At 63.3% G+C, this 22,904-nt stretch carries 23 protein-coding genes; 5 read left to right on the top strand and 18 right to left on the bottom strand.

Features of this window, described 5'->3' with window-relative positions:
- Positions 1-12: 12 nt before the first annotated feature.
- From O3298_RS00735 to O3298_RS00765, 7 genes are all read right to left on the bottom strand, one after another.
- Positions 13-411 (bottom strand): VOC family protein, encoded by a 399-nt coding sequence (locus O3298_RS00735; protein WP_305058284.1) that lies wholly within the window; start codon positions 409-411, stop codon positions 13-15.
- Positions 412-558: 147 nt separating this feature from the next.
- A complete protein-coding gene (locus O3298_RS00740; RefSeq protein WP_305056315.1) occupies positions 559-2,025 on the bottom strand; it encodes a PLP-dependent aminotransferase family protein in 1,467 nt (488 codons plus the stop codon).
- Positions 2,026-2,035: 10 nt separating this feature from the next.
- Complete coding sequence (locus O3298_RS00745; protein ID WP_305058285.1) at positions 2,036-2,620, bottom strand: LysE family translocator; 585 nt, start codon at positions 2,618-2,620, stop codon at positions 2,036-2,038.
- 176 nt (positions 2,621-2,796) lie between these two features.
- The gene (locus O3298_RS00750) at positions 2,797-3,282 is read right to left on the bottom strand and encodes a MarR family winged helix-turn-helix transcriptional regulator (RefSeq protein WP_305058286.1); all 486 of its coding nucleotides are present in this window, start codon (positions 3,280-3,282) and stop codon (positions 2,797-2,799) included.
- Entirely contained in the window at positions 3,275-4,606 is a 1,332-nt protein-coding gene (locus tag O3298_RS00755) for a S41 family peptidase (protein ID WP_305058287.1), read from the bottom strand. Before O3298_RS00755 ends, O3298_RS00750 begins: the two co-directional genes overlap by 8 nt.
- Before the next feature lie 313 nt (positions 4,607-4,919).
- Positions 4,920-6,737, bottom strand: coding sequence for a DUF4153 domain-containing protein (locus O3298_RS00760; RefSeq protein WP_305058288.1), 1,818 nt, complete (start codon positions 6,735-6,737; stop codon positions 4,920-4,922).
- 102 nt (positions 6,738-6,839) lie between these two features.
- Positions 6,840-7,277, bottom strand: coding sequence for a hypothetical protein (locus tag O3298_RS00765; RefSeq protein ID WP_099667220.1), 438 nt, complete (start codon positions 7,275-7,277; stop codon positions 6,840-6,842).
- 82 nt (positions 7,278-7,359) lie between these two features.
- Here O3298_RS00765 and O3298_RS00770 point away from each other — a divergent pair, with 82 nt between their 5' ends.
- Entirely contained in the window at positions 7,360-7,749 is a 390-nt protein-coding gene (locus O3298_RS00770; protein WP_251351616.1) for a MerR family transcriptional regulator, read from the top strand.
- A 58-nt stretch (positions 7,750-7,807) separates the two neighbouring features.
- Here the strand turns inward: O3298_RS00770 and O3298_RS00775 are convergent, their stop codons facing one another.
- The 3 genes from O3298_RS00775 to O3298_RS00785 all read right to left on the bottom strand — a co-directional run bounded on the left by O3298_RS00775 (position 7,808) and on the right by O3298_RS00785 (position 10,369).
- On the bottom strand, positions 7,808-8,449 hold the full coding sequence (locus tag O3298_RS00775; RefSeq protein WP_251351617.1) for a choice-of-anchor C family PEP-CTERM protein: 642 nt from the start codon (positions 8,447-8,449) through the stop codon (positions 7,808-7,810).
- A gap of 156 nt (positions 8,450-8,605) precedes the next feature.
- Positions 8,606-9,100 (bottom strand): ribonuclease E activity regulator RraA, encoded by a 495-nt coding sequence (rraA, locus tag O3298_RS00780; protein WP_035820358.1) that lies wholly within the window; start codon positions 9,098-9,100, stop codon positions 8,606-8,608.
- Positions 9,101-9,133: 33 nt separating this feature from the next.
- The gene (locus tag O3298_RS00785) at positions 9,134-10,369 is read right to left on the bottom strand and encodes an MFS transporter (RefSeq protein ID WP_305058289.1); all 1,236 of its coding nucleotides are present in this window, start codon (positions 10,367-10,369) and stop codon (positions 9,134-9,136) included.
- A gap of 100 nt (positions 10,370-10,469) precedes the next feature.
- Here O3298_RS00785 and O3298_RS00790 point away from each other — a divergent pair, with 100 nt between their 5' ends.
- Positions 10,470-11,270 (top strand): helix-turn-helix domain-containing protein, encoded by an 801-nt coding sequence (locus O3298_RS00790; RefSeq protein WP_180278731.1) that lies wholly within the window; start codon positions 10,470-10,472, stop codon positions 11,268-11,270.
- A 112-nt stretch (positions 11,271-11,382) separates the two neighbouring features.
- Here the strand turns inward: O3298_RS00790 and fliD are convergent, their stop codons facing one another.
- The 4 genes from fliD to alr all read right to left on the bottom strand — a co-directional run bounded on the left by fliD (position 11,383) and on the right by alr (position 15,992).
- On the bottom strand, positions 11,383-12,768 hold the full coding sequence (gene fliD / locus O3298_RS00795) for a flagellar filament capping protein FliD (protein WP_305056308.1): 1,386 nt from the start codon (positions 12,766-12,768) through the stop codon (positions 11,383-11,385).
- A 229-nt stretch (positions 12,769-12,997) separates the two neighbouring features.
- The gene (locus O3298_RS00800; protein ID WP_305058290.1) at positions 12,998-13,369 is read right to left on the bottom strand and encodes a PilZ domain-containing protein; all 372 of its coding nucleotides are present in this window, start codon (positions 13,367-13,369) and stop codon (positions 12,998-13,000) included.
- A 79-nt stretch (positions 13,370-13,448) separates the two neighbouring features.
- Complete coding sequence (radA, locus tag O3298_RS00805) at positions 13,449-14,825, bottom strand: DNA repair protein RadA (RefSeq protein WP_305058291.1); 1,377 nt, start codon at positions 14,823-14,825, stop codon at positions 13,449-13,451.
- A gap of 69 nt (positions 14,826-14,894) precedes the next feature.
- Positions 14,895-15,992, bottom strand: coding sequence for an alanine racemase (gene alr / locus O3298_RS00810; RefSeq protein ID WP_305058292.1), 1,098 nt, complete (start codon positions 15,990-15,992; stop codon positions 14,895-14,897).
- Between the two features lie 247 nt (positions 15,993-16,239).
- Here alr and lplT point away from each other — a divergent pair, with 247 nt between their 5' ends.
- Positions 16,240-17,502 (top strand): lysophospholipid transporter LplT, encoded by a 1,263-nt coding sequence (gene lplT, locus O3298_RS00815; protein WP_034779369.1) that lies wholly within the window; start codon positions 16,240-16,242, stop codon positions 17,500-17,502.
- Between the two features lie 37 nt (positions 17,503-17,539).
- On the opposite strand, the gene O3298_RS00820 is transcribed toward lplT, so the two are convergent.
- Genes O3298_RS00820 through tsaB form a run of 4 tightly spaced genes read right to left on the bottom strand, consistent with a single transcriptional unit; the run spans position 17,540 to position 20,592 of the window.
- Positions 17,540-18,487: a DUF1853 family protein gene (locus O3298_RS00820; protein ID WP_369811433.1), complete on the bottom strand. Its 948-nt coding sequence runs from the start codon at positions 18,485-18,487 to the stop codon at positions 17,540-17,542.
- A complete protein-coding gene (locus tag O3298_RS00825; protein ID WP_305058293.1) occupies positions 18,480-19,382 on the bottom strand; it encodes a uracil-DNA glycosylase in 903 nt (300 codons plus the stop codon). The genes O3298_RS00820 and O3298_RS00825 overlap by 8 nt, the downstream gene beginning before the upstream one ends.
- The gene (gene rimI, locus O3298_RS00830; protein ID WP_305058294.1) at positions 19,379-19,870 is read right to left on the bottom strand and encodes a ribosomal protein S18-alanine N-acetyltransferase; all 492 of its coding nucleotides are present in this window, start codon (positions 19,868-19,870) and stop codon (positions 19,379-19,381) included. The genes O3298_RS00825 and rimI overlap by 4 nt, the downstream gene beginning before the upstream one ends.
- On the bottom strand, positions 19,867-20,592 hold the full coding sequence (tsaB, locus tag O3298_RS00835) for a tRNA (adenosine(37)-N6)-threonylcarbamoyltransferase complex dimerization subunit type 1 TsaB (RefSeq protein WP_305056302.1): 726 nt from the start codon (positions 20,590-20,592) through the stop codon (positions 19,867-19,869). The genes rimI and tsaB overlap by 4 nt, the downstream gene beginning before the upstream one ends.
- 225 nt (positions 20,593-20,817) lie before the next feature.
- Between tsaB and dapC the strand changes: the two genes are divergently transcribed.
- Positions 20,818-22,047, top strand: a complete 1,230-nt coding sequence (gene dapC / locus O3298_RS00840) for a succinyldiaminopimelate transaminase (RefSeq protein WP_305058295.1) — start codon at positions 20,818-20,820, stop codon at positions 22,045-22,047.
- A 12-nt stretch (positions 22,048-22,059) separates the two neighbouring features.
- Positions 22,060-22,887, top strand: a complete 828-nt coding sequence (gene dapD, locus O3298_RS00845; RefSeq protein ID WP_034779378.1) for a 2,3,4,5-tetrahydropyridine-2,6-dicarboxylate N-succinyltransferase — start codon at positions 22,060-22,062, stop codon at positions 22,885-22,887.
- The last annotated feature ends 17 nt before the right edge of the window (positions 22,888-22,904 follow it).

A 22,904-nucleotide genomic window follows, 5' to 3' on the forward strand; every position in this document is an offset into this window, starting at 1 on the left:
GGCCCGTTTGCTTCAAGCTTCCGGCGCCGTCCAGACCAGGTTCCACAGGTGGCCATCGATATCCTCGAAGCCCTGGTCATACATGAAACCATGGTCTTCCGGCGGATGCGGTATGCGGCCACCGGCGGCCTTGGCCCTGACGATCAGGCTGTCCACCTCTTCCCGGCTTTCGCAACTGAGGCAAATGACCACTTCATTGGCCTCCTTTGCCTTCGCCACCGGCTTGCCGATCAGGGACTGGAAGAAGGCTTCGGTCGTCAGCATGGCCTGGATGGTGTCGTCGACGATGTTCATGAAGGCCGCGTTTTCGCCGCTGAAACGGGAATTGAAGGTAAAGCCGAGGGCGGAAAAGAAGGCCCTGGATTTCTCCAGGTCCTTCACGGGCAGGTTGAGGATGATCTGTTTGTTCATGGCGCTTCCTTATTTCCCTGGTGAAAGTGGAATGGACAACCGGTGCGCCGTCCCGGCGACGGGTGGCGGCACACCAAATTGACACGCTGGCGAAAAAAGAACCCCTCCAGAATATCAACAAATGACAAGGAAAGGCGCAGACCATGCTCAGGACTTGCTCCCGAGGCTGGCGGCGCCGCTGGCGCGGGCCAGGCTTGAGCGTGCGCCAGCCACCGCGCGCAGGCGCTCTTCAAGGTAGGCGCTCACGCGGGGATGCTGGCTGAAGGCGACGTTGAAGCGGATGTGCTGGTCGGGCGTGTCGTTGGCCGAGAACGCGGCGCCGCGCATCAGCAGGATCTTGTTGCGGTAGGCGTCCTGCACCAGCAAGTCCACGTCCAGCCCTTCGGGCATGCTGCCCCACAGGAAAATGCCGGCGTCGCCGGGCTGCTCGAACAGCACGCCGGCCGCGCTCAATTGCCGCGTGCTGGCGTTGCGCGCCACCATGATCTTGCGTTGCAGCCGCTCCAGGTGCTTGCGCAGGTTGCCGGCCTTGAGCACTTCCAGCAAAACGTATTCGTTCAGCGCAGGCAAAGTCATGATGGCGTGGATCTTGGTGCGCATCAGCAGCTTGAGCAGCGCGGGCGCCGCGGCCAGGTAGCCCATGCGCAGGGCCGGGCTCAGCGCCTTGCACAGGCTGGAGTAGTAGATCACGCCGTCCAGTCCGGACAGCGATGCCAGCCGCGTGCTGTGGCCCGGCTGAAAATGGCCGTGCACGTCGTCTTCGGCGATCAGGAAGCCATGCTGCTGCGCCATGATCAGCACCTTGTGCAAGTTGGCGGCGCTGCTGCTCCACCCGGTGGGGTTGTGCAAGGCCGTCTGCACGAACAGCAGGCGCGGACGGTGCGCGCGGCAGGCCGCTTCCAGCTCGTCCAGGTCGAGGCCATCGGGGCGGCGCCTGATGGGCACCAGGCGCACGCCGTCCTGGCGCAGCCTGCCGAACATCAGGAAATATCCGGGGTCTTCCACCAGCACCGTATCGCCGGGCTGCAAAAACGTGCGGCAGATCAAATCGATTGCATGGGTGCCGCCGAACGTGGTGAGGATGTGGCTGGCGTCCGCGGCGACGCCGATGCCGCGCAACAGCAGCGCGATCTGCTCGCGCAGCTCGGCCAGCCCTTGCGGCGGACAGCGCGAGGCCATGCCGGCCGCGCTGCGCGCCAGACCGCGCTGCACGGCGGCCGCCGGCAGCGCATCCTGCAGCCAGGTGGGCGGCAAGGCGCCGCTGCTGGCCAATATCACGCCCGGACGCTGGTCGTTCACTTGCTGGCTCAGCCACACCGGCTCCTGCTCCTGGCCCGCTTCCAGCGCCACCTCGTCGGGAATGGCGCTGCCGGCGTCAGCTGGCGTGCAGACGAAGAAGCCCGTCGTGCCGTGCGTATCGATGACGCCTGCGGCCACCAGCCTGTCGTACGCCACCACCACGGTGTTGGTGCTCACCGCGAGCTGCGTGGCAAGCTGGCGGATCGACGGCAGCCTGGTCCCTCCGGGCAGGACGCGTTGCGCGATCTGCTGGCGCAATGCGGCCTCGATCTGCTGGAACAGGGCAATGGGCGAGGAGCGGTCGATGGCAAACATGGGTGGCAGTCTAGCGCAAAAACAGCACGGCGAGGACCAGCAGGACGGCCCCCATCGCCAGATTGAATATGCGCTGGTTGCGGGGCGCTTTCAGCACGCCGCGGATCGAGACGCCGAACAGCGCCCACATGGCGTTGCACGGCGTGCCCACCACGGTGCCGGTCACGGACACCAGCAGCGCGCTGGCGAGCATGTTGCCCTGCGCAGGCATGAAGACGGACGCCATGGTGATCGCCTTGAGCCAGCTCTTGGGGTTCAGCGCCTGAAACAGCGCCGCCTGCGCAAACGACACGGCCTTCGGCGCGCTGCTTCCCGCCACCGAGGCGCCGGTCAGCTTCCAGGCCAGGAATATCAGGTACAGCGCACCCGCGATCCGCAGCACCTGCTGCGCCATCGGATACGCGACGAACACGCTGCCCAGCCCCACGCACATGAGCACGGTCTGCACGAAGATGCCGGCCTGGATGCCGAGGATTACCGGTAGCGCACCGCGATAGCCGAAATTGGCGCCGGTGGTGGCCAGCATGACGTTGTTCGGTCCGGGCGTGGCGGACATCACGAAGCAATAGCTCATCAGGGGCAGGAGTTCGGTCATGGCAGGCAGTCGCAAGGTGGAGAAGGCCCCAGTCTAGAAGCGCGGCACGCCAGGGACAAGGCACAAGGCGGCGCGTACAAGCACATGCTGTATCAGTCGAACGACTGCTACAGCGGCCCCCGCCCGGACAAGCATGCGGAAAGCTCTGCTCGCGGCCTGAAGCGGAACCGTCTGCGTCAGCCGGGGGAATCGATGCGTTGGTCCAGCGGCTTCGCGTGGAGCGCATCGGCGGCCCGATCCACGAATTGCCTCACGTCCCCCACCTCGGCAAACAAGCCGGCGTAGGCCGCCCGTATCAGCACCGTGCACTGCTCGAATTTCGCCAGCTGCGATAAACCCTCATCAGTGGGCATGAATATCCGTCGCCGGGCATCATTGTCATCGTTCCGATGCTGTATCAGGCCCAGGCGGAGCAGCTTGGGTATCTTTTGCATGACCAGCTGGTGCGAATGTCCGAGTTCGCGCGCCAGGTCCGAGGCGGAAGCCGTGCCGAGCGTCGCAAGAACAGTCATCAGCGAACACGAACGCACCGGGATGACGATCCCCATCGTGTCGAAGACGGTCTTGGATTGCTCAGCGATCAGGACGCTCAGCCGTTCGACGGCGCGGCCGAGAAACACGGCGTCATCGATCGCGGCCGGGTGAGGTGTCTTCTCAGTCAAGGCGCTTGTACCTCTGGATGCTGCCGTCCTGGTTCACGCGTTCCAGCGCCGTCACTTTCCCGCGCGAAACATTCAAGCGGTATCGAAAATCCGACACGCCTTCCACCGCGAACAGATCGGGACCGATCGGCTCCAGCGCGACGCGAAACCGGTCGCGCCAGATAGTGTAGAGCGTGCCCTTGTCCAGGACAATCTGGCGGCCTTCATATTTTCCGGCGGCTTGCGTCAACAGCCCGGCATCGACATGCGGGCGCTCGATCGCTGCCGTCAAGCTGGGGAGCAGCCAGGCAAGTTCGGTTCGCCTGGCCTCATCGGTCTTCGCCAGATGTTCAAGCGCCAGCTTGTGCGCCAGAGGCAGCGCGCGGATGGACGGGCTTGGAATATCGGGTTGCACGCCGGTTCCTTCGAAATCGCCATGCTCCACGGGATCCTGGATCTGGCCGATCGGCACTTGCACGAAAAAATCGTCGTTGAGCGGCTTGCGTGCCACCGGATGCGCACCACCGGCGGTGCGCTCCCCGATCAGTGTCGCTCGCCCGAGCTTCTTCATCGCATAGGAAAACCATTCTGCGGAGGAAAACGACGTCGAGCCGGTCAGGATATACACGGGCTTGTCCACCATGCGCTTGCCCGGCAAGCCCGGCAGCACCCATTGCCCGCGCTGGATACGTTTGCCATCCTCATTATAGTAATAGTCGAAGAGCAGCTGGTCTTTCTCGCTGGAGAAGAAATAGCTCGCCAGAAACTGCGCCATTTCCAGATGTCCGCCATTGTTATAGCGCAAATCGATGATGAGGGCGTCCGTATTGCCGACGAAGCGCATAACGGACGCCGCCGTATCATGGGCAAGTTCCGGATCGGCAAAATAGCTGAAGCGTAGATAACCGATATTTCCCTTCAGGCGAGCGACCTCGTCGAAACCGAAATTGGTCTCCTCCAGCCTGCTCAATTCTTCTTTGCGTATCTTGGCCTTGAGCGTCGGGTCGGCCTTTGCCTTGAATTCCGCTATCCATGCTGGGTCGGCGCCCACGAAGAAATGCAGGTCGCCGCTGACTTTGACGAGGTCGTCCGTCAGCTTGCCCGCAAACTCTGCCTGCGTCGTCGCCGAGTCATAATCGCCCTTGGTCAGATGCTCCTGAAGCACCGGCGCAATTTTTCTGGCGATGTCCGGAAACGCGTAGTTTGCATTCAAGGTGCTATTGAGGGAGGCGATGATCTCGCTCTTTTCATTGCGCGAAAGGCCAGGCTCCCCGGCAAAAGCGCCCGGTGCGCACAGGATGGACAGCGCCGACAGCGCTTGAAGCAGACATAAGTGATAACGCATTCTGATGTTCCCCCCTCGGTGAAATCCAATCATACAATATATTGCGCAACATATTGCAGAAAAATCAAATCACCTCGATGAGGGAAGCAGACAACCTCCGCTTCCGTCCGATCTGCTCTCGCCAGAAGGGGGCTTCGGCCAGCGCTGTCAGATTCAACGCTTCAGTGGCAGCCTCTGGCCGGCCATCGTCATTCGCAGCTTCCGCCGATACGGGACCGTCGGAATGATTCAGTGCACGACGTTGCTGCCTTCAGGGCACGCTGGCGGTTCGGTCCCGCGCTGCAAGCCCCGCTGCGCGCCCTCCTCCTGCCATCTACGGGGCCGGCGCCGTTTCATCCGGGCAGCTGACCTCGTCCTCCGGTGTATACAAGGTCATCGGCACGCGCTGGCCGTCCACTTCCAGCTCGCGCACCTTCGGCGGCACCAGCTGGAACTGGCCCGCTTGCAGCTTCTCGCGCAGGGGCTTGCAGCGCAGGGCATCGGTGGGGATTTGCCCGCGCGCCGTCCAGTTGCCGTCTTCTTTTTCCGCCAGCAACACCGACGAGGCGCGCGGATCATTGCTGATCAGCAACACATCCTGCTTGCCGTCGCCATCGAAATCGAGCAGGTAGGCGTCGCACTGCGGCCCTGCCCGCTTCAAGCAGGCGGGCAGGCGCCAGGCGGGGCCCACTTGCGTCCAGTCCTGGCGCAGGAAACTGTCCGGCAGCTTCGCCGTCGCCGGACGCAGGGTCAGGTTGATCGACACGTCGCTCAGCGCGCCCGTCTCGTCGAGGCGATTCTGGCGCTTGAGCATGGCGTCGGCGCGCGCCCGCACGATGGCCGCATCCGGGCCCGTCGTGAGTTTCGTCAATTCCTGCAGGGCCGCCTGGCCATAGCGGGCACCCTGGAAGCGCAGGTATTCGAAATCGAACTTGTCCACGCCAACCTTGCCGCTGTCCAGGCGCGCCATCTGGCTGGCCACGGAAATGCGCGCGGGGTCCGCCAGCGGCGAAAACAGGGCGAACAGCACCAGCAGGGTCACGAAGGCGGTGGCCACGTTGACGTTGGCGATCAGGTGCAGCCAGTCGCCATACTTGCTGGCCGCCCAGGCATAGCCGGCCGCGTAGCAGGTGGCGACCAGCAGGCAGGCGGCGGCGATCAGGCGGTCGGACGTCCAGCCGTGCGACATCACGCGCAAGGTCAATGCATAGATGGCGATGCCCACCACCCACGGCAGCAGCAGGCAGGCCAGGCGCGTGCCCAGGCGGATGCCGCGCGCCACGCCATGGCCCACTTCGCCGTTCTGGAAGGCGGCATTGATCAGCACCACCAGCACGCCGGCCATGCCCAGCAGCACGGACGCCGCATGGCGCGTGGCCCACAGGCGCTCGAAGCCGATGAAAGGCAAGGTCAGCAGGAAACCGGAGACAAGCACGGCGGCGATCGGCATCAGCCACGACAGCAGCACCAGCAGCAAGGTGCGGATGCCGCGCACGATGGATGGGCGCACGTCGGTGATGTGGATGGCAAATGAAAACGCGAAGCAGATGACGGGAATCACGAACCAGGCCTGGCCCAGCAGCTTTTTCAGGAAACTGAGCTTAATCAGCAGGAACAATTGCCCGCCCAGCCACAGCACCAGCCACAGGCCCAGCACGAACAGCAGGGAAAACAGCAGCTGGATGCCCAGCTTCCAGGCGATTTCAAAGTAGGTCGGGTAGCGGGCGATGCGCCGGCCATCCTGGGCGCTGGCCAGCACCAGCGCGTGGGCGATATAAAACCCCACCACGCAAAAACCGAACAGCTGGGCCGAAATCACGCGCAGCGGCGCGCCCGGCTTGTAGTTGCCCCAAATCACATGCTCGGCGCCGCGCGCCACGTCGTGCCAGGCCAGCACGGCCAGCACGACGGCCGCGCCGGCCATCCACAGGGCGATGCGCTTGAGCGACATGTGGCCCAGGCTGGATACCAGCAGGATGGGCAACAGCAAGCTGATCAGCATCAACGGGCCCAGCAGATAGGCTTCCGTGGCAGGCCACACCTTGTCTTGCGCCGTGCTGTACAGCCAGTACAGCAGCAAGCCTTGCAGCAGGCCCGTCACCAGGCGCGTCACCGCGATGCGCGGCGCCACCACCGGATCGAGCAACGCCATGTTTTTTCCTGCGGCATCCTGCTGCATAGTCATTCCCTTAATAGTCGTTCATTGCAGTCATTGTTGCACTGCGAGCACGGCCATTATTGCATTTCGTTATCGTCATCTCAACAGCGATTCGCGCGCCCCCCCTTCCGGCCCACCCTCGCTGCGGCGCACCGGCAAGCTTTGCGCGAGGCCCCAGGCCAGCTCCGGCACAAGGAATAGCCACAGCAGAGGCTGGCCCGTCATGAGCAAGGCCCACGCCATCCAGGTGGAAAACAGGTAGCGGGCCACCGCGTCGTAGCGGCCGAAGCGCGGCTGCGGATCGAGCATGCGCAGCACCGACCAGACCATCACCACGCTGCCCAGCAAGCTGCTGATGAGCAAATGCAAGGGTTCGAACACTGGCAGTGGCGCGCCGCCCAGGGCCAGGTTGATGGCGTTCAAGTGCTCGCGCAGCAGCAAAAACGTCCACGGCGTGGTAAACGGGGCAATCATGAGCACATCGTAAATGGCGCTGGCGCGCACCACGCGGCGGAAGGCGGAAACGGACAACATGGCAACTCCTGTGTATGGAAAGCATCCATTCTCAAGGCTGGAGTACACTCCATGGTCAAGCATTTTATGAAGGAATATTTCGATGCAGATCGGCGAGATGGCGCAGGCGACGGGCTTGAGCCGCGATACCCTGCGCTTCTATGAAAAGCGGGGCTTGCTGCGCGCGCGGCGCGGCGCGAATGGCTACCGCGACTACCCGCCCGAAGCGGCGGACTGGCTGCGCTACCTGCGCACGGCGCAGCAGCTGGGTTTTACGCTGGCGGAAATCGAGGCCGACATGCCGCTGCTGGCCGGCGCAGGCGATCCGGCCATGGCGGAACTGCTGCGCGCGGCGCTGGCGCGCAAGCTGGCCGACATCGATGCGCGCATCGCCGGCTTGACGCAGCTGCGCGGCGAACTGGCGCGGCGGATGGAGCCGCAGGCGGCCGCCTGTCCGTTGCGGGGAGATGCCGATGCAGCACCAGCTCCCTGAAAAACAAAAACCGCCTGGGCATGGCCGCAGGCGGTTTTGACGTGGCGCAAAGCTGGAATTACTTGGCGGCCTTGCGGCGGCGCAGGAAACCCATCAGGCCCAGGCCGGCCAGCAGCATGGCGTAGGTTTCCGGTTCCGGCACGGCGGCCATCACGGAAACATTGTCGATCACGGCGCCCGAGTAATTGTCGAACGGCGTGCCAGCCTTGGCGGCGCTGGCAAACGACAGGGTCGCCAGGCCCGTGGAAGCGGCCGTGAAGCTCAGGGTGTTGCTGTACAAGGTGTTCGAGGCGGCGGCCGTCGAGTAGAAATCCCCCACCACGCCACCGAAATTGACGCTCACGCCCTGGCCTGCAGGGCCGCCGGAATTACGCGCCATGTCAAAGGTCAGGCTGTACGTCTGGCCGGCAACGACGCTGAAATTTTGCGACAGGAAACCCGGACCTGGCGTACCCAGCAAATCGACGCTGTAGCCGTTGATGGCGTTATACGCATTGCGGATCAGGTCGACGGAACTGGCGCCCACGGTCCAGCCCGTGATGGCCGACGAACCGCTGTTGACGACTTTAAAGCCGCTGTCGAAGGTATAGCCGGAAGCAACTGTTTCAAAATTGCCATTCGTGATCAGGTTGACGGGGCTGGCGCTGGCGGTGCCGGCAGCAAACAGGGCGACAACGGCTGCGATGGTGGCGATTTTCATGAGTTGATTTCCTTGCCTTATTGGCATTAAAGTTACCTTAAGTGAAATCATATCGCAGCCAGGATGAAAATCCAAGAACTTTGCAAAAATATATTTAATGTGAGCAATTTGCAACGTCTTCAGGCGCCCTCGCCCCTTCCTCCGGAAGGCGACAGCTCAATCAAGCTCTTGCCGTGCCACCAGGATGCCATCCGCATCGGCATAGATCCAGTCGCCCGGATGCACGGCCACGCCGCTGATCTGCACGCGCACGTCGCGCTGGCCGGCGCCCGTCTTGTTGCTCTTGCGCGGATGCGTGGCCAGGGCGCGCACGCCGATCTGGCAGACATTGATTTCCTCGCTGTCGCGGATGCAGCCATCGACGACGATGCCGGCCCAGCCGTTGCTTTCGGCCAGCACGCCCAGCTGGCCGCCCACCAGGGCGCGGCGCAGGCTGCCGCCGCCATCGATCACCAGCACATGGCCCTGGCCCGGCGTTTCCAGGGTGCTGCGCACGAGGGCGTTGTCTTCGAACACGTGCAAGGTGGTGGCGGGGCCGCTGAAGCGCACGCGCTGGCCGAAGGCGCGGTACACGGGCGGCAGCACGGCCAGGGTGCCGTCGTCCAGCATGGCTGCATAGTCGTCGCACAGGTCGGTGGTGGCAAAGGTCATGGGGGATTCCTTTCGTGGCAGATGGCAACGATTCTATGCCTTTTGCAGCGCCGCGGCACGTGTTTTGCCGCCCACGCCCACGGCCGTGGCAATCGCCAGCGCCTGGAACAGGCCGATGAAGACGAACAGCATGGCCGGATGGTCGCCATCCATCAGCGCGCCAAAGAACAAAGGGCCCACGGCCAGGCCGCTGTCGAGGCCCGAATACACGACGCCGTACACGCGCCCCGTGGCATTCTTCGGCGCCGCCGCGCGTATCATCAGGTCGCGCGACGGCCCCGCCACGCCCGACATCAGGCCGATGGCGCCCATCAGCACCACCGCGCCCCAGGCCGGCACGACGGTCATGCCCAGCAGCACGGCCAGCAGCGCGGCGGCGGCAAAGGCGATCGCCACGTTGCGATCCGGCTGCTTGCTGCGCGCGCCCACCACGCCGCCGGCCAGCATGCCCACGGCCGAGGCCAGCATATAGGCCGTGTAGGCGCTCGTGGCCAGCGCCAGGCTCATGCCGTACAGCTTGACGAGGGCCACGCTGGCAAAGCTCTGGATGCCGCCCAGGGCGATGGCGGTAATGAAGAAGAAGGCAAAGCACATCCACACTGCCGGCAGGCGCAGGAAGTCCAGCGTGCCTTCGCCGCCGGCGGCCTGGCCCGGCGCGGCCTGTTTCACGGGTTCGGGGCGGATGGCGTGGCGGTTCAGGAACAGGATCAGCAGCACGCCGAACGGCAGCACGGCCGCGCATTGCAAGGCCACCCGCCAGTCGTAGTTGGTGGCGACATACGTCATGAACAGGGGCGCCAGGGCCCAGCCGATATTGCCGCTGATGCCATGCACGGAAAAGCCGTAGGCCACGCGGGCCGCCGACACGCGCTGGTTGAGGATCGTGTAGTCGGCCGGATGAAACACGCTGTTGCCCATGCCGGCCAGCATGGCGCCCAGCATCAGCGCCGCATAGCTGTGGGCGGTGGACAGGGCCAGCGCCGACACGCCCAGCAAGAAAATGCCGGAAAACAGCACGGCACGCGCGCCGAAACGGTCGACGACAAAGCCGGCCAGCGCCTGCCCCACGCCCGAGATGATGAAGAACACCGTCATCAGCAAGCCCAGTTCCGCATACGACAGGTCGAAGGCGGGTTTCAGCCAGACGAACAGGGCCGCGAGGATCAGGTGATAAAAGTGCGACACGCCATGCGCCAGCCCCACCAGGCCGATGACGCGGGCATCGCCGCGCAAGGTGGGAAGTCCGGATGCCGAGTTAGTTGTTATCATGTCATACCCTGTCTTATACTGGTGAAGCTCAAGTGTATGCAAAATACCATCGTCTGTTTTCCGACAGAACGACATAATTTATCGAATTAAGGCCAAGCTGATGGGTGTACCTATCCTCCACCATACCCGCATGTGTCCCCCACGGGAAGCGCCCAGCGCCACCATTCCCGTGACCATGATCGCGCGCGACCTGCAACCCGATGAATTTTTATTGCCGCACAGCCACCCATGGGGCCAGGTCACGATGGCGCTCGAAGGCGTGCTGCGCATCACCGCCAACAACAGCAGCTGGGTGCTGCCGCCCATGCGCGCCATCTGGATCGCGCCCAACGTGGAGCATGCCGTCACGATACTGGAAAAGACCCGCTTGCGCCCCCTGTGCATCCATGCCGCGCGCGCGCCCTTTGCGGGCCACGACTGCAAGGTGCTGGAAGTATCGAATTTGCTGCGCCAGCTGATCATGGCGCTGGAACAGCTGGATCCGGGGCAGGAACCGGCGCGCGAGGCGCTGCTGGCCGAACTGATCCTCGATGAATTGAAACGCTCGGCCACGCGCCCCATCCGCGTGCCCTTGCCTGGCGACAAGCGCCTGAAAAGCCTGTGCGACAGCCTGATCGAGAAACCGGGCTTGAACCAGACCCTGGAACACTGGGCGCAGCAGGTCGGCGCCTCGGAGCGTACCCTGGCGCGGCTGTTCGAACGGGAATTGGGCATGAGTTTTGGCCAGTGGCGCCAGCAAGTGCGCCTGGCGCACGCGGCGCCCCTGATCGCGCGCGGCGTGCCGCTGTCGCAAGTGGCCGAAGAACTGGGCTACGCCAGCCAGTCGGCCTTTTCCGCCATGTTCAAGAAGACTTTCGGCAGTTCGCCGTCGGCCTTCTTTGCCCAGGGCGACAGAATCTAGCCAACTGGAAAGCGCGCCGATACAGCGCTCAGGGCAAGGCGCAGCGCCGCAGGCAGTACGCTGGTACGGCAAGGCGATGCAACGCCGCCATGGGCGCTTTAGCGGTGCGCTCTCAAGCCATGAAGTCGAACAGGGAATTCTTGCCCGTATAACCCGGCAAGGCCGAGTTCGTTCCCATCTGTTCCTGCGCGGAATACGCTTTCACCAGCGCCTGCGCCTGGGCCGTCAGCGCCTTGGCCAGCACGGCTTTCTTGTTGGTGAGCGTCGTGATGTCCTTGCCGACCGTCTGCACTTCCTTGCGGATGATGCTCGTTTCGCCCGTCAGCTCGCCGATCTTGGTGGCGAACTGGTCCGCCACACCCTTGCCGTTATTCGTGAACATCTTGCTGACGGCGTCCGGATCGGCCGCGATGGCGGCCTTGAGTTTTTTGTCGTCGAGCACCAGCTCACCGCTCTTGCCCAGGGTCACGCCGGCGCTGCCCAGCACCGACGATGGCACGCCCGTGCTGGCCGTGCGCAGCACTTGTTCCATCTGTGAGCGCACTTGCCCCAGGGCCGTGTCGGACTTCAAGTCGCCCTGCTGCAGGCTCTGCAGCTTGCTGTTGAGTTCATTGTAGGCCGTGACGAAACTGGCCACGTTGCTGGCGATCTGGCTGCTGTCCTTGGCGATGACGAGGTCGGTCGTGCCTTTTTTCTTCAATTCGATGGTGGCGCCCTCGACGGCCGTCGTCAGGGTATTCGTGGCGCTCTTGATTTCCTTGCCGTCGACGGTCAGCAGCGCATCCTGCGCGGCGGCCGTCTGCTGCATGCCCTTGCCGGCGCCGGGCGCATAGCTGAGCAGATTGCTGACGGCCGCGTCGCCGGACACGCTGATGCGCATGCTGCTGTCGGCGCCGCTCTTGCCGTTCAGGGCCAGCGAGTAGCCATCGGGGCCCTTGACCACGCTGGCGTCGATGCCCTGCTGCTTGAGCGCGGCGGCGATGCCGTCGAGGCTATTGTTGCTGCTGTCGATGGTCACCGCAATGATCTTGCCGCTGCCGGGCGTAAATTGCTTGCCGTCGGCCGAGCCCACTTCAATCTTGACCAGCGCGGGCGCACCCGTGCCGATGGCCGCGCTCGAGGATTTCTGCGCGCCGCTGAGCAAGGTCTGTCCCTGCGCCAGTTGCTTGACGTTCATTTCATGGGTGCCGCTGACCGCCTTGTCGGTAGTGGTGGCGCTCAGCACATCCTTGCTGCTGGACGTGGCCGACGTGGCCAGGCCGCTGCCGGCCATGTTCTTGGCCACGGTCTGGAATTTCGCCAGCGCCGATTGCAGCTGGCCCAGGCCGGAGAATTTGGCCTGGTCGCGCGCCAGGCTGGCGTTGAGCTTGACGACGCCCGTGTTCTGCGACTGCATCTGGCGCTCCACCTTCGCATACACATCGGCCGAGATATTGCCCTGCGTCGTCTGCTGCGTGTTGTTGGTGTAGGCCCTGCTGTTGATGGTCGAATTAAACATGGTAGGCGTTCCCGTCGGGTGTAAGGTCATGGCATACGGTTCAGGTCGTGACCGTGCTGCGCTGGAAACGGACGGCAGGCGCGCGTGGCGCGGCAAGGTCCTTCTTCTGGTTGATAATTATGCAGTATTACTGGAATATCAAAACAGCGAACAGAACAGGTTTTTCCTGACTGCAAACCCATATGCACCATTTTAGCGCAATCACTTGCCGTTTATCTTCGGGCGTGCCTCAGCGCATGAATTTCGAAATGGCGCTGCTGACGGCCATGTCCAGCTGCTGGAAAGTGAGTCCCACCTTGAAACCTGCGCTGCTGAAAATGCAGTGCGAGACGGCCACGCGCGCCTCGATGATGTGCGCCGCGCCATCGTAAAACAATTCGAACAGCACCTTGCCCTTCTTGCCTGTCGGCACCGGTTCCGCGATGACGGCCGACATGCCGCCCGGCCCCACATCGAGGGTGCGCGCCGCCACAGGGCCCGCGCCATCCATTACCAACATTGCCTTGGCACGCAATATCTTGCGTGCGCCCTGCCTTTGCTCAACTGACACTGTATTCCGCTTCTCTATTATGCATTGTCGATGCGGATGCGCGAGGCGCATCCATCGGACAAATATTATAATTCTAAACGGAAATTTTGTTTGACTTGTCTCAAGCTTGGCATTTAAACCATACCAACTTTTACTCCAGGTCGCGCAACTTGTTAAATGCTTCGTCGATGCGCTCGACGCCGATCACCTTGAGGCCCTCGATGACTTGCTTCGGCAAGTTCGACTTGGGCACCACGGCCAGGGTAAAGCCCAGCTTGGCCGCTTCGCGCAAGCGCTCCTGGCCCCGTGGCGCGGGACGGATTTCGCCGGCCAGGCCCACTTCGCCAAACACCACCAGGCCCCGCGGCAAGGGCTTGTTGCGCATCGAAGAATTAATCGCCAGCAACACGGCCAGGTCGGCCGCCGGTTCCGTGATCTTCACGCCGCCCACGGCGTTGATGAACACATCCTGGTCGAAGGCGGCGATGCCCGCGTGGCGGTGCGCCACGGCCAGCAGCATGGCCAGGCGGTTCTGCTCCAGGCCGACGGACAAGCGGCGCGCATTCGGCAAGTGGCTCGTATCGACCAGGGCCTGGATTTCCACCAGCAGCGGGCGCGTGCCTTCCTGCGTCACCATCACGCACGAACCCGGCACCTGGTTGTCGTGCTGCGACAGGAACAGCGCGGACGGGTTCGACACCCCTTTCAAGCCCTTTTCCGTCATGGCGAACACGCCCAGTTCATTGACGGCGCCGAAACGGTTCTTGATGGCGCGCACGAGGCGGAAGCTGGAGTGGGCGTCGCCCTCGAAGTACAGCACCGTGTCGACGATGTGTTCGAGCACGCGGGGACCGGCCAGCGCGCCCTCTTTCGTCACGTGGCCGACTAAAATGATGGTCACGCCCGTCTGCTTGGCCGCGCGCGTGAGCTGGGCCGCGCATTCGCGCACTTGCGCCACGGAACCGGGCGCCGAGCTGAGCGCGTCCGAATACACGGTCTGGATGGAGTCGATCACCACCACTTCCGGTTTTAAAACGGCCAGGGTGGCGAGAATCTTTTCCAGTTGGATCTCGGCCTGCAATTTGAGTTCCTTGGCGTCGATGACGAGGCGCTTGGCGCGCAGGGCGATCTGCGCGCCCGATTCCTCGCCGCTGACGTACAGCACGCGCTTGTGGTGCGACATATTGGCCAGCGCCTGCAGCAGCAGAGTCGACTTGCCGATGCCGGGGTCGCCGCCGATCAGCACGACGCCGCCCGCCACCATGCCGCCACCCAGCACGCGGTCGAATTCCTCGATGCCCGTGCCGAAGCGGGGCACGTCGATGGCGTCGATATCGTCGAGCGACAGCACGGGCGCCGTCTGCGCCAGCGACATGTGCTGCGGGTTCGAATAGCGGTTGTTGCCGCCCGTCTCTGGCAGGGTTTCCACCATGGTATTCCACTGGTTGCACGAGGTGCACTGCCCCATCCATTTGTTGCTAATGGCGCCGCAATCGCTGCAGGTGTAGATGGTCTTGACTTTTGCCATGGTGTACTTTGCCCGGGTAAGGTGAAACTGCTGTCTATATATACAGTATATACAAACGGCGGGCCGCCGTCACTGTGTCGCTTCGACCACGGGCACGCGGGGCGCCAGTGCGCACATCAGCTCGTAGCCGATGGTGCCGGCGGCCAGGGCCACCTCGTCGATCGGCATGCCCTGGCCCCACAAGGTGACGGCACTGCCGACTTTTGCACCGGGCACGTGCGTCAGGTCGACCATCAGCATGTCCATCGACACCCTGCCGATGAGTCCCGTGCGCACGCCGTCGACGAGCACGGGCGTGCCTTCGGGCGCATGGCGCGGGTAGCCGTCCGCATAGCCGCACGCCACCACGCCCACCTTGATATTGCCGGCCGCTTCGTAGCGGCTGCCGTAACCCACCACTTCGCCGGCGGCGATATCCTGGACGCCGATGATGCTGCTGCGCAAAGTCATGGTGGGCAGCAAGCCGAACGCCTGCGCGGAGGTGCCGCCGGGAGCGCCGCTGGGCGTGCCGCCGTACAGCATGATGCCGGGGCGCACCCAGTCGCTGTCCAGGTGGTGCAGCAGCACGCCGGCCGAATTGCACAGGCTGCGCGGCAATGATGTGCCGATGCTGGCCGCGCCCGCTTCGAAACGCAACATCTGCTGCTCCAGGGGCAAACGCGTGGGCGCCGCCTCGTCCGCGTTGGCGAAATGCGTCATCAGGGTGATCGTGCCGATATGCGGCATGGCGCGCAGGCGCGCATACGCCCCCGCCACGGCGTCCGGCGTAAAGCCCAGGCGGTTCATGCCCGTATTCATTTTCAGGTGCACATCGATGGCGTGCGGCAGGCGCGCCGCTGCCAGCAGGGCGATCTGCTCTTCGCAATGCACGCTGCCGTTCAAGCCATATTGCGCCATGACGGGCAAATCGCTGGCGTCAAAAAAGCCTTCCAGCAGCAAAATGGGCTTGGTCCAGCCCAGTTCGCGCAGACGCACGGCGTAGTCGACCTCGACCAGCGCCAGGCCATCGGCCCCGGCAAAGCCCCGCATGGCCCGTTCCAGGCCGTGGCCATAGGCATTTGCCTTGACGACGGCCCACACCTTGGCGCCGCGGGCGCCGGCACGGGCGCGCGCCAGATTGTGTTGCATGGCATCGAGATGGATGGTGGCGAGAAGGGGCCTGGGCATATGCGTCGTTCACGGCGGGTGGGAAAGCCGTATTTTACCGGATGCACCGTACGCGGACACGGCAGACGCCCAAGGTCGTATGCAGAGGACATCATTTATAAAATGCTCACACGTATGTGTATTTTTCTACGGCAGAAAAATTAAGGTTCGCTTAGGCAAGAGTATGCAAAGCGGCCCCTTCCAAACTTGGGGTTTGCCGTTTTTTCGTGGTATAAAGCAAGCCAGATATGATTTCAGGCAATCCAGAATGAATCGTGGTTTTTATACCATCATGGCGGCGCAGTTCTTTTCCTCGCTGGCAGATAACGCCCTCTTTTTTGTCGCCGTCGATTTATTGGTGTCCATGAAATCCCCGGCGTGGATCACGCCGCTGCTCAAACTGTCGTTCGTGCTGTTTTACGTGCTGTTGGCCGCTTTTGTCGGCGCCTTCGCAGATGCATTGCCAAAAGGCAAGGTCATGTTCATCGCCAACATGGTCAAGATCTTCGGCTGCGCCCTCGTCTTCTTCCACGTACACCCGCTGCTGGCCTACGCCGTCGTCGGTTTTGGCGCGGCCGTGTACTCGCCCGCCAAATACGGCATCCTGACGGAACTGCTGCCGCCGGAAAAGCTCGTGGCGGCGAATGGCTGGATCGAAGGCTTGACCGTCACTTCCATCATCCTCGGCACCGTCATGGGCGGCGCGCTCGTCAGCGGCCACGTGTCCGACATGCTGCTATCCTTCGACTTCCCCCTGATCGACACGGGCATCACCAACAAGACGGAAGCGGCCCTGTGCGTGGTGGTTGGCATTTATGTGCTGGCGACCCTGGCCAACCTGAAAATTCCTGACACGGGCTGCGTGTATCCGCACCAGGAACGCAATCCTATCAAACTGATCACCGATTTTGCCAATTGCTATTCCATCCTGTGGAAAGACAAGTTGGGCCAGATCACCCTGGCCGTGACGACCCTGTTCTGGGGCGCCGGCGCCACCTTGCAACTGATCGTGCTGGAATGGGCCAAGCAATCCTTGAACATGCCCTTCGACAAGGCGACCAGCCTGGTGGGCGTGGTCGCCATCGGCGTGGCCGCCGGCGCCGTGCTGTCGGCCCGCTTCATTCCGTTGCGCAAATCGCTGACCGTAATTCCACTGGGCATCGCCATGGGCGTGATCGTCATGATGATGACGCAAGTACATTCCGTATGGATCGCCTACCCGCTGCTGATACTGATCGGCGCCCTGTCCGGCTTTTTCGTCGTGCCCATGAATGCCCTGCTACAACATCGCGGCCACGTGCTGATGAGCGCAGGCCACTCCATCGCCGTGCAGAACTTCAATGAAAACCTGTCGATTCTGACCATGCTGGCCGTGTATTCGATCATGATCCGCTTGCACCTGCCGCTGAACATCATCATCACCCTGTTCGGCCTGTTCGTCGCCGGCACCATGTACATGATCATGCGCAAGCACAAGCTGAACCAGGCCGAGCACGACAATCTTTCCTTGATTGGCGAGCAAAAGCATTAATTTCGGGGGGGCTGACCCAGCGGATCATCCCCCAGCATTACGCTGGCAGCATGCCAGCGAGCCGCCGCGCGGCAGCCTGCTCCGTCCAGTCAGGCGGCACGACAAAACCACGCGTGCACTCCACTTCCCAGCCTTCGACATTATCCACCGTGGCCACCATCACCGGTTGCGCCAGATCAAACAAGCGCGCGCGCAAGGCCTCCACGTGCAGCACTTCCACGTCGCGGCCCTTGAACGGCGCCAGCCATTGCAATCGCGGCAGCACGACATAGCGCTGCGCCGGCAATTGTGTGGGCACGCACCAGAAGCCGTGTCCATGATCCTGTGAAATACCATCCAGGGCGGGCGTGGCGTCCGGGGCATAAAACAGCCAGCCCTTGACCAGCGCCTGCGCCGCGCGCACGGGCTGCGCCAGCAGGGTTTGCGCGGCCGGATGGCGGGACAAGGCCAGTTGCTTGTCGAGGATCTTGCGCATCTTCAATCCCAGGGTGTCGGCCAGGTTGGGGCCGATCAAGTGATTGAAGACGCCGGGATCGGGCGCGCCTTCGAGCAGGTAGAACTTGGTGGCGAATTCCCAGTGCAGCAACGCGTCGCCCTGCGCTCCATCGCGCAGCAGGAAATCGAACTCTCCCACCGTGTCGTTGCGGTTGACCTGCACTTGCAAGCCATGCGCCTGCAGCAGTCCGTGCTGTTCAAAATAAAAGGCCAGCAGCTTTTCAGCGTACAGGCCCAGGCGGGAATAGAATTTCGGCCCCAGCGCCGCATCGAGCGGCGACGGATCGTCTTGCAGCGCGCCCAGCCAGTCGGCAACAGAAGGCGTGACGGGCGCGAGGCTGGCGATGCGCCCGCCCCAGTGGGAGCTGGCCGGGTCCAGCAAGTCGGGCGAGTCGAGCAGCCAGGCCAGCGCACGCACGCGGGGGTGCGTCAGATGCCCCCAGCGGCGCTCGAAGCGGGCCTGGAAGGCGCCGGCGACCGCATCACTCACCGTGCGAATCACCGTGCGTGCTTTTCGCCAGACACAGATCGGCCCAGGCGCGCGCCTTGGCCTTGCCCGTCTCGTCCTGCAGCAGCATTTCCGGGTGGAAAGTGGCCACGACGGCAGCCTTGCCCAGCTGGCGCACGGTGCCGCGCACGGGTTTCTCGCCGGGATTGATGCCGGCGGCGGCCATCGAGCCGAGCGTCAAAATGGTGCGCGGTTGCAGCAAGGCCAGTTCGCGCTCGAAATACGGGCGGCAGGCGGCGGACTCGGCTTCTGTCGGCAAGCGTTCCTGGCCCGCCTCGTCGAGCGGACGGCATTTCAGCAAGTGCGTGATGTACACATCGCGATCCGCATCGACGGCGATGGCTTTCAGCATATTGTCGAGCAATTTGCCCTGCTCGCCCGGCAAGGCGCGCCCTTCCCGCTCTTCCAGGCGCGACGGGCTGCTGGCCAGCATCAGCCAATCGCCCTGGCGGTCGCCGCGGCCCATGACGACGCCCTTGCGCGTCTTGCACAGGTCGCAGCGCGCGCACTTGGCGACGGCCGCCGTCAAGCCATCCCAGTCGAGGGCGGCGATATCCGTATCGCTCAGCTGTCTGGCGGGCGGCGGTGGCGGCGCATCGTCGAACCAGGCCGTATCGTCAGATGCGGCGGGAGCGGCAGGCGTGGCAGGAACGGGAGCGACAGGCGCAGCAACGTCAACGGCTTTCACCTCAGCAACAACCTCAGCTGCGGGTGCGGGCGGCGCGACAGCTTCAACCACGGCGGCCACCGGTGCCGCTGCTGCTTCCACGATCTCGGCGACGTCAGCCGCTTCAGCGGCCTCGGGCGCGCCACCCTGGCGCAAGCGCCACAGGGGGCCGACGCCCATTTCATCGAGGAAAACGGCGCTGCGGCTCATAAGGTATAACGCATCACGATGGCGTCCTCACGTTGCGAGTTACTGGCCGGATAGTATCCCTTGCGCCGGCCGATCTGTTCAAATCCATAGCGCTGGTAAATATCGAGCGCGCGCACGTTCGACGGGCGCACTTCCAGCAGCATCGATTCCATGCCCAGCTGGCGCGCGCAGGCGCAGGACTGGTTCAGCAGGAAGCGGCCCAGTCCCTGGCCCTGGATGGCGCCTTCGACGGCCACGTTGAGCAAGTGCGCCTCGTCGACGACCAGCATCAGCAAAAAGTAGCCGAGCAGGGTGCCATCCACGTCGCGCAGCACCCAGGCCGGGTAGCCGCTCTTGAGCGAATCGACGAAGTTGCCGTGCGTCCAGGGATGCGGATACACGCGCTGCTCCAGCGCCAGCACCTCGGTCAAGTCCGCTTCGACCATCGGCTGATAGTCGAGTCGCAGCAAATCCCAGCCTGCAGCGCGGTCCTGGTCCGCCACACTCATTGCGCGGACTCCGCAGCGGCCTTGGCCTGTTGCATCTCTTGCCGTTCCGCGCTGGTAAAGGCGATCTTGTTACGCAAATACAAAGGCTGCGCCTCGGCCGCCGTCACGAACTGGCCAGCCGCAAAGGCGATGCGCGCCAGCTGCGCCACTTGCACGGCGTGCGGCATGATGGCGGCGTCGGCAGTCGCGGCGCACGGCAGCGGGGCCAGCGCTTCGGCGTATGCACTGAAACCGTTGCCGCAAGCGGCGACATCGCCTTGCGGCGCCACGCCGGCCGGTGCGCTCAGGGCCGGTGGCGCAACAATCTGCAAGCCATCCTGGTAATCATATTGCGCCCAGTACACTTCGCCCATGCGGGCGTCGAGCACGGTCACGATGCGTTGCGCGCCATGCTGCTGGTGGCACGCGAGCGCCATGGCGTCGAGGGTGACGACGGGCACGACAGGCAGCTTGGCGCCGTAGGCCAAGCCTTGCGCGATGCCGCAAGCCGTGCGCACGCCCGTAAACGAGCCGGGGCCGGAGCCATAGGCGATGGCGTCGACGTCGGCCAGGGTCACGCCCGCTTCAGCGAGCAATTCCTGCACCATCGGCAAGATGGACTGGGAATGGGTGCGCACGCCCGACGACGCGCGGGACAGGACGACATCGCCGCGCAACAAGGCGCAGGAGGCGAGTTCGGACGAGGTTTCAATGGCAAGCAGGGTGGGAAGTAAGGTAGACATAGCGTATTTTACCTTGCCGCGCCATGGCATGGCACTCCCCGCTGCGGCATGCCGTGGCAAGCCGGGCAGCCCTCACGCCGATGCGGCTTGCACAGCGGCCCCGCGAGGACGGCTATAATGAAAGACGCGGCTCATTATTTGACCGGCATCAAGTCTGCCGCGCCAAGCAATCGCCTAGCAATCGCTGAGCAACATCGTCTTTCCACTCTTGCCCTGGTCCGTTCCGTGAATCCACTTCTTGCTAAACTGCAACCATATCCCTTTGAAAAGCTGCGCCAGCTGTTTGCCGGCGTGACGGTCAATCCCGAGTATGCGCCCATCAGCCTGGGCATGGGCGAACCCAAACACCCGACGCCGGCTTTCATCGAGCAGGCATTGGTCGACAATATCCATGGCCTGGCCAGCTATCCGACCACCATCGGTTCGGAAGCCTTGCGTACAGCCATCGCCGGCTGGCTGGAGCGCCGCTATGGCATCCCCAAGCTCAATCCTGCCACGCAAATCCTGCCGGTGAACGGTTCGCGCGAAGCGTTGTTTGCGCTGGCGCAAACGGTGATCGATCCGGCCGCCGGTTCGCTCGTGATCAGCCCGAATCCGTTTTACCAGATCTATGAAGGCGCCGCCTACCTGGCCGGTGCCGAACCGTATTTCGTCAATTCCGACCCGGCGCGCAATTTCGGCTGCGACTACGACAGCGTACCGACCAGCGTGTGGGAAAAGGTCAAACTGCTGTTTTTGTGCTCGCCAGGCAACCCGACGGGCGCCGTGCTTACCCTGACGGACTGGGAACATCTGTTCGCCCTGTCCGAGCGCTACGATTTCGTCATCGCCGCCGACGAGTGCTATTCCGAGATTTACCACGGCGACACGCCGCCGCTGGGCGCGCTGCAGGCGGCGCACATGCTGGGCCTGTCCACCATCGAGCGCCCGTATGCGCGCCTGGTGGTGTTTTCCAGCCTGTCGAAGCGTTCGAACGTGCCGGGCATGCGCTCGGGCTTTGTTGCCGGCGATGCCGAAGTATTGAAAAAATTCCTGCTCTACCGAACCTACCACGGCGGCGCCATGAGCCCTGCCGTGCAGGCGGCCTCCGTCGCGGCCTGGAACGACGAAACCCATGTCGAGGAAAATCGCGCCAAGTACCGCGCCAAGTTCGACGCCATCACACCGCTGCTGCAATCGGTGATGGACGTGCAATTGCCGGACGCCGGCTTCTACCTGTGGGCCGACGTCAGCCGCACGGGCCTGTCCGACACCGAATTCGCGCAACGCCTGTACGCCGAATATAATGTGACGGTATTGCCTGGCAGCTACCTGGCGCGCGACGCGCACGGCATCAATCCGGGCCGCAACCGCATCCGCATGGCCCTCGTGGCCGAAACGGCCGAAGGGCTGGAAGCGGCCTTACGCATAGTAAAATTCTGCCAGCAGCTTTCCGCATCCGCATTAACTCACTAATAAGACATCATCATGAGCCAACAACTGCAAAACATCATCGACCAGGCCTGGGAAAACCGCGCCGAGATCAATCCGGGCAACGGCACGGCCGAACTGCGCGACGCCGTCTCCCACGTCATCAATGGCCTGGACAACGGCAGCATCCGCGTGGCGGAAAAAACCTCGGGCGACTGGGTCGTCAACCAGTGGGTCAAGAAAGCCGTGCTGCTGTCGTTCCGCCTGGAAGACAACGTCGTCCTGCCATCGGACGGCACGATGCAGTTCTACGACAAGGTGCCGACCAAGTTCGCCAACTACACGAAGGAAGACTTCGTCAAGGGCGGTTTCCGCGTGGTGCCGCCAGCCGTCGCCCGCCGCGGCAGCTTCATCGCCAAGAACGTCGTGCTGATGCCGTCCTACGTCAACATCGGCGCCTACGTCGATGAAGGCGCCATGGTCGACACCTGGGCCACCGTCGGTTCCTGCGCGCAAATCGGCAAGAACGTCCACCTGTCCGGCGGCGTCGGCATCGGCGGCGTGCTGGAGCCTATGCAAGCGAACCCGACCATCATCGAAGACAACTGCTTCATCGGCGCCCGTTCGGAAATCGTCGAAGGCGTGATCGTCGAAGAAAACTCCGTCATCTCGATGGGCGTGTACATCGGCCAGTCGACCAAGATCTACGACCGCGCCACGGGCGAAGTGACCTACGGCCGCGTGCCAGCCGGCTCCGTCGTGGTCTCGGGCAACCTGCCTTCGGAAGACGGCAAGTACTCGCTGTACTGTGCCGTGATCGTCAAGCGCGTGGATGCAAAGACCCGCGCAAAAACGGGTATCAACGAGCTGCTGCGCGGTATTTGATGACACCTCTGTAAACC

The organism is Janthinobacterium sp. SUN137 (genome assembly GCF_030587265.1).
Taxonomy (GTDB): Bacteria; Pseudomonadota; Gammaproteobacteria; order Burkholderiales; family Burkholderiaceae_D; genus Janthinobacterium; species Janthinobacterium kumbetense.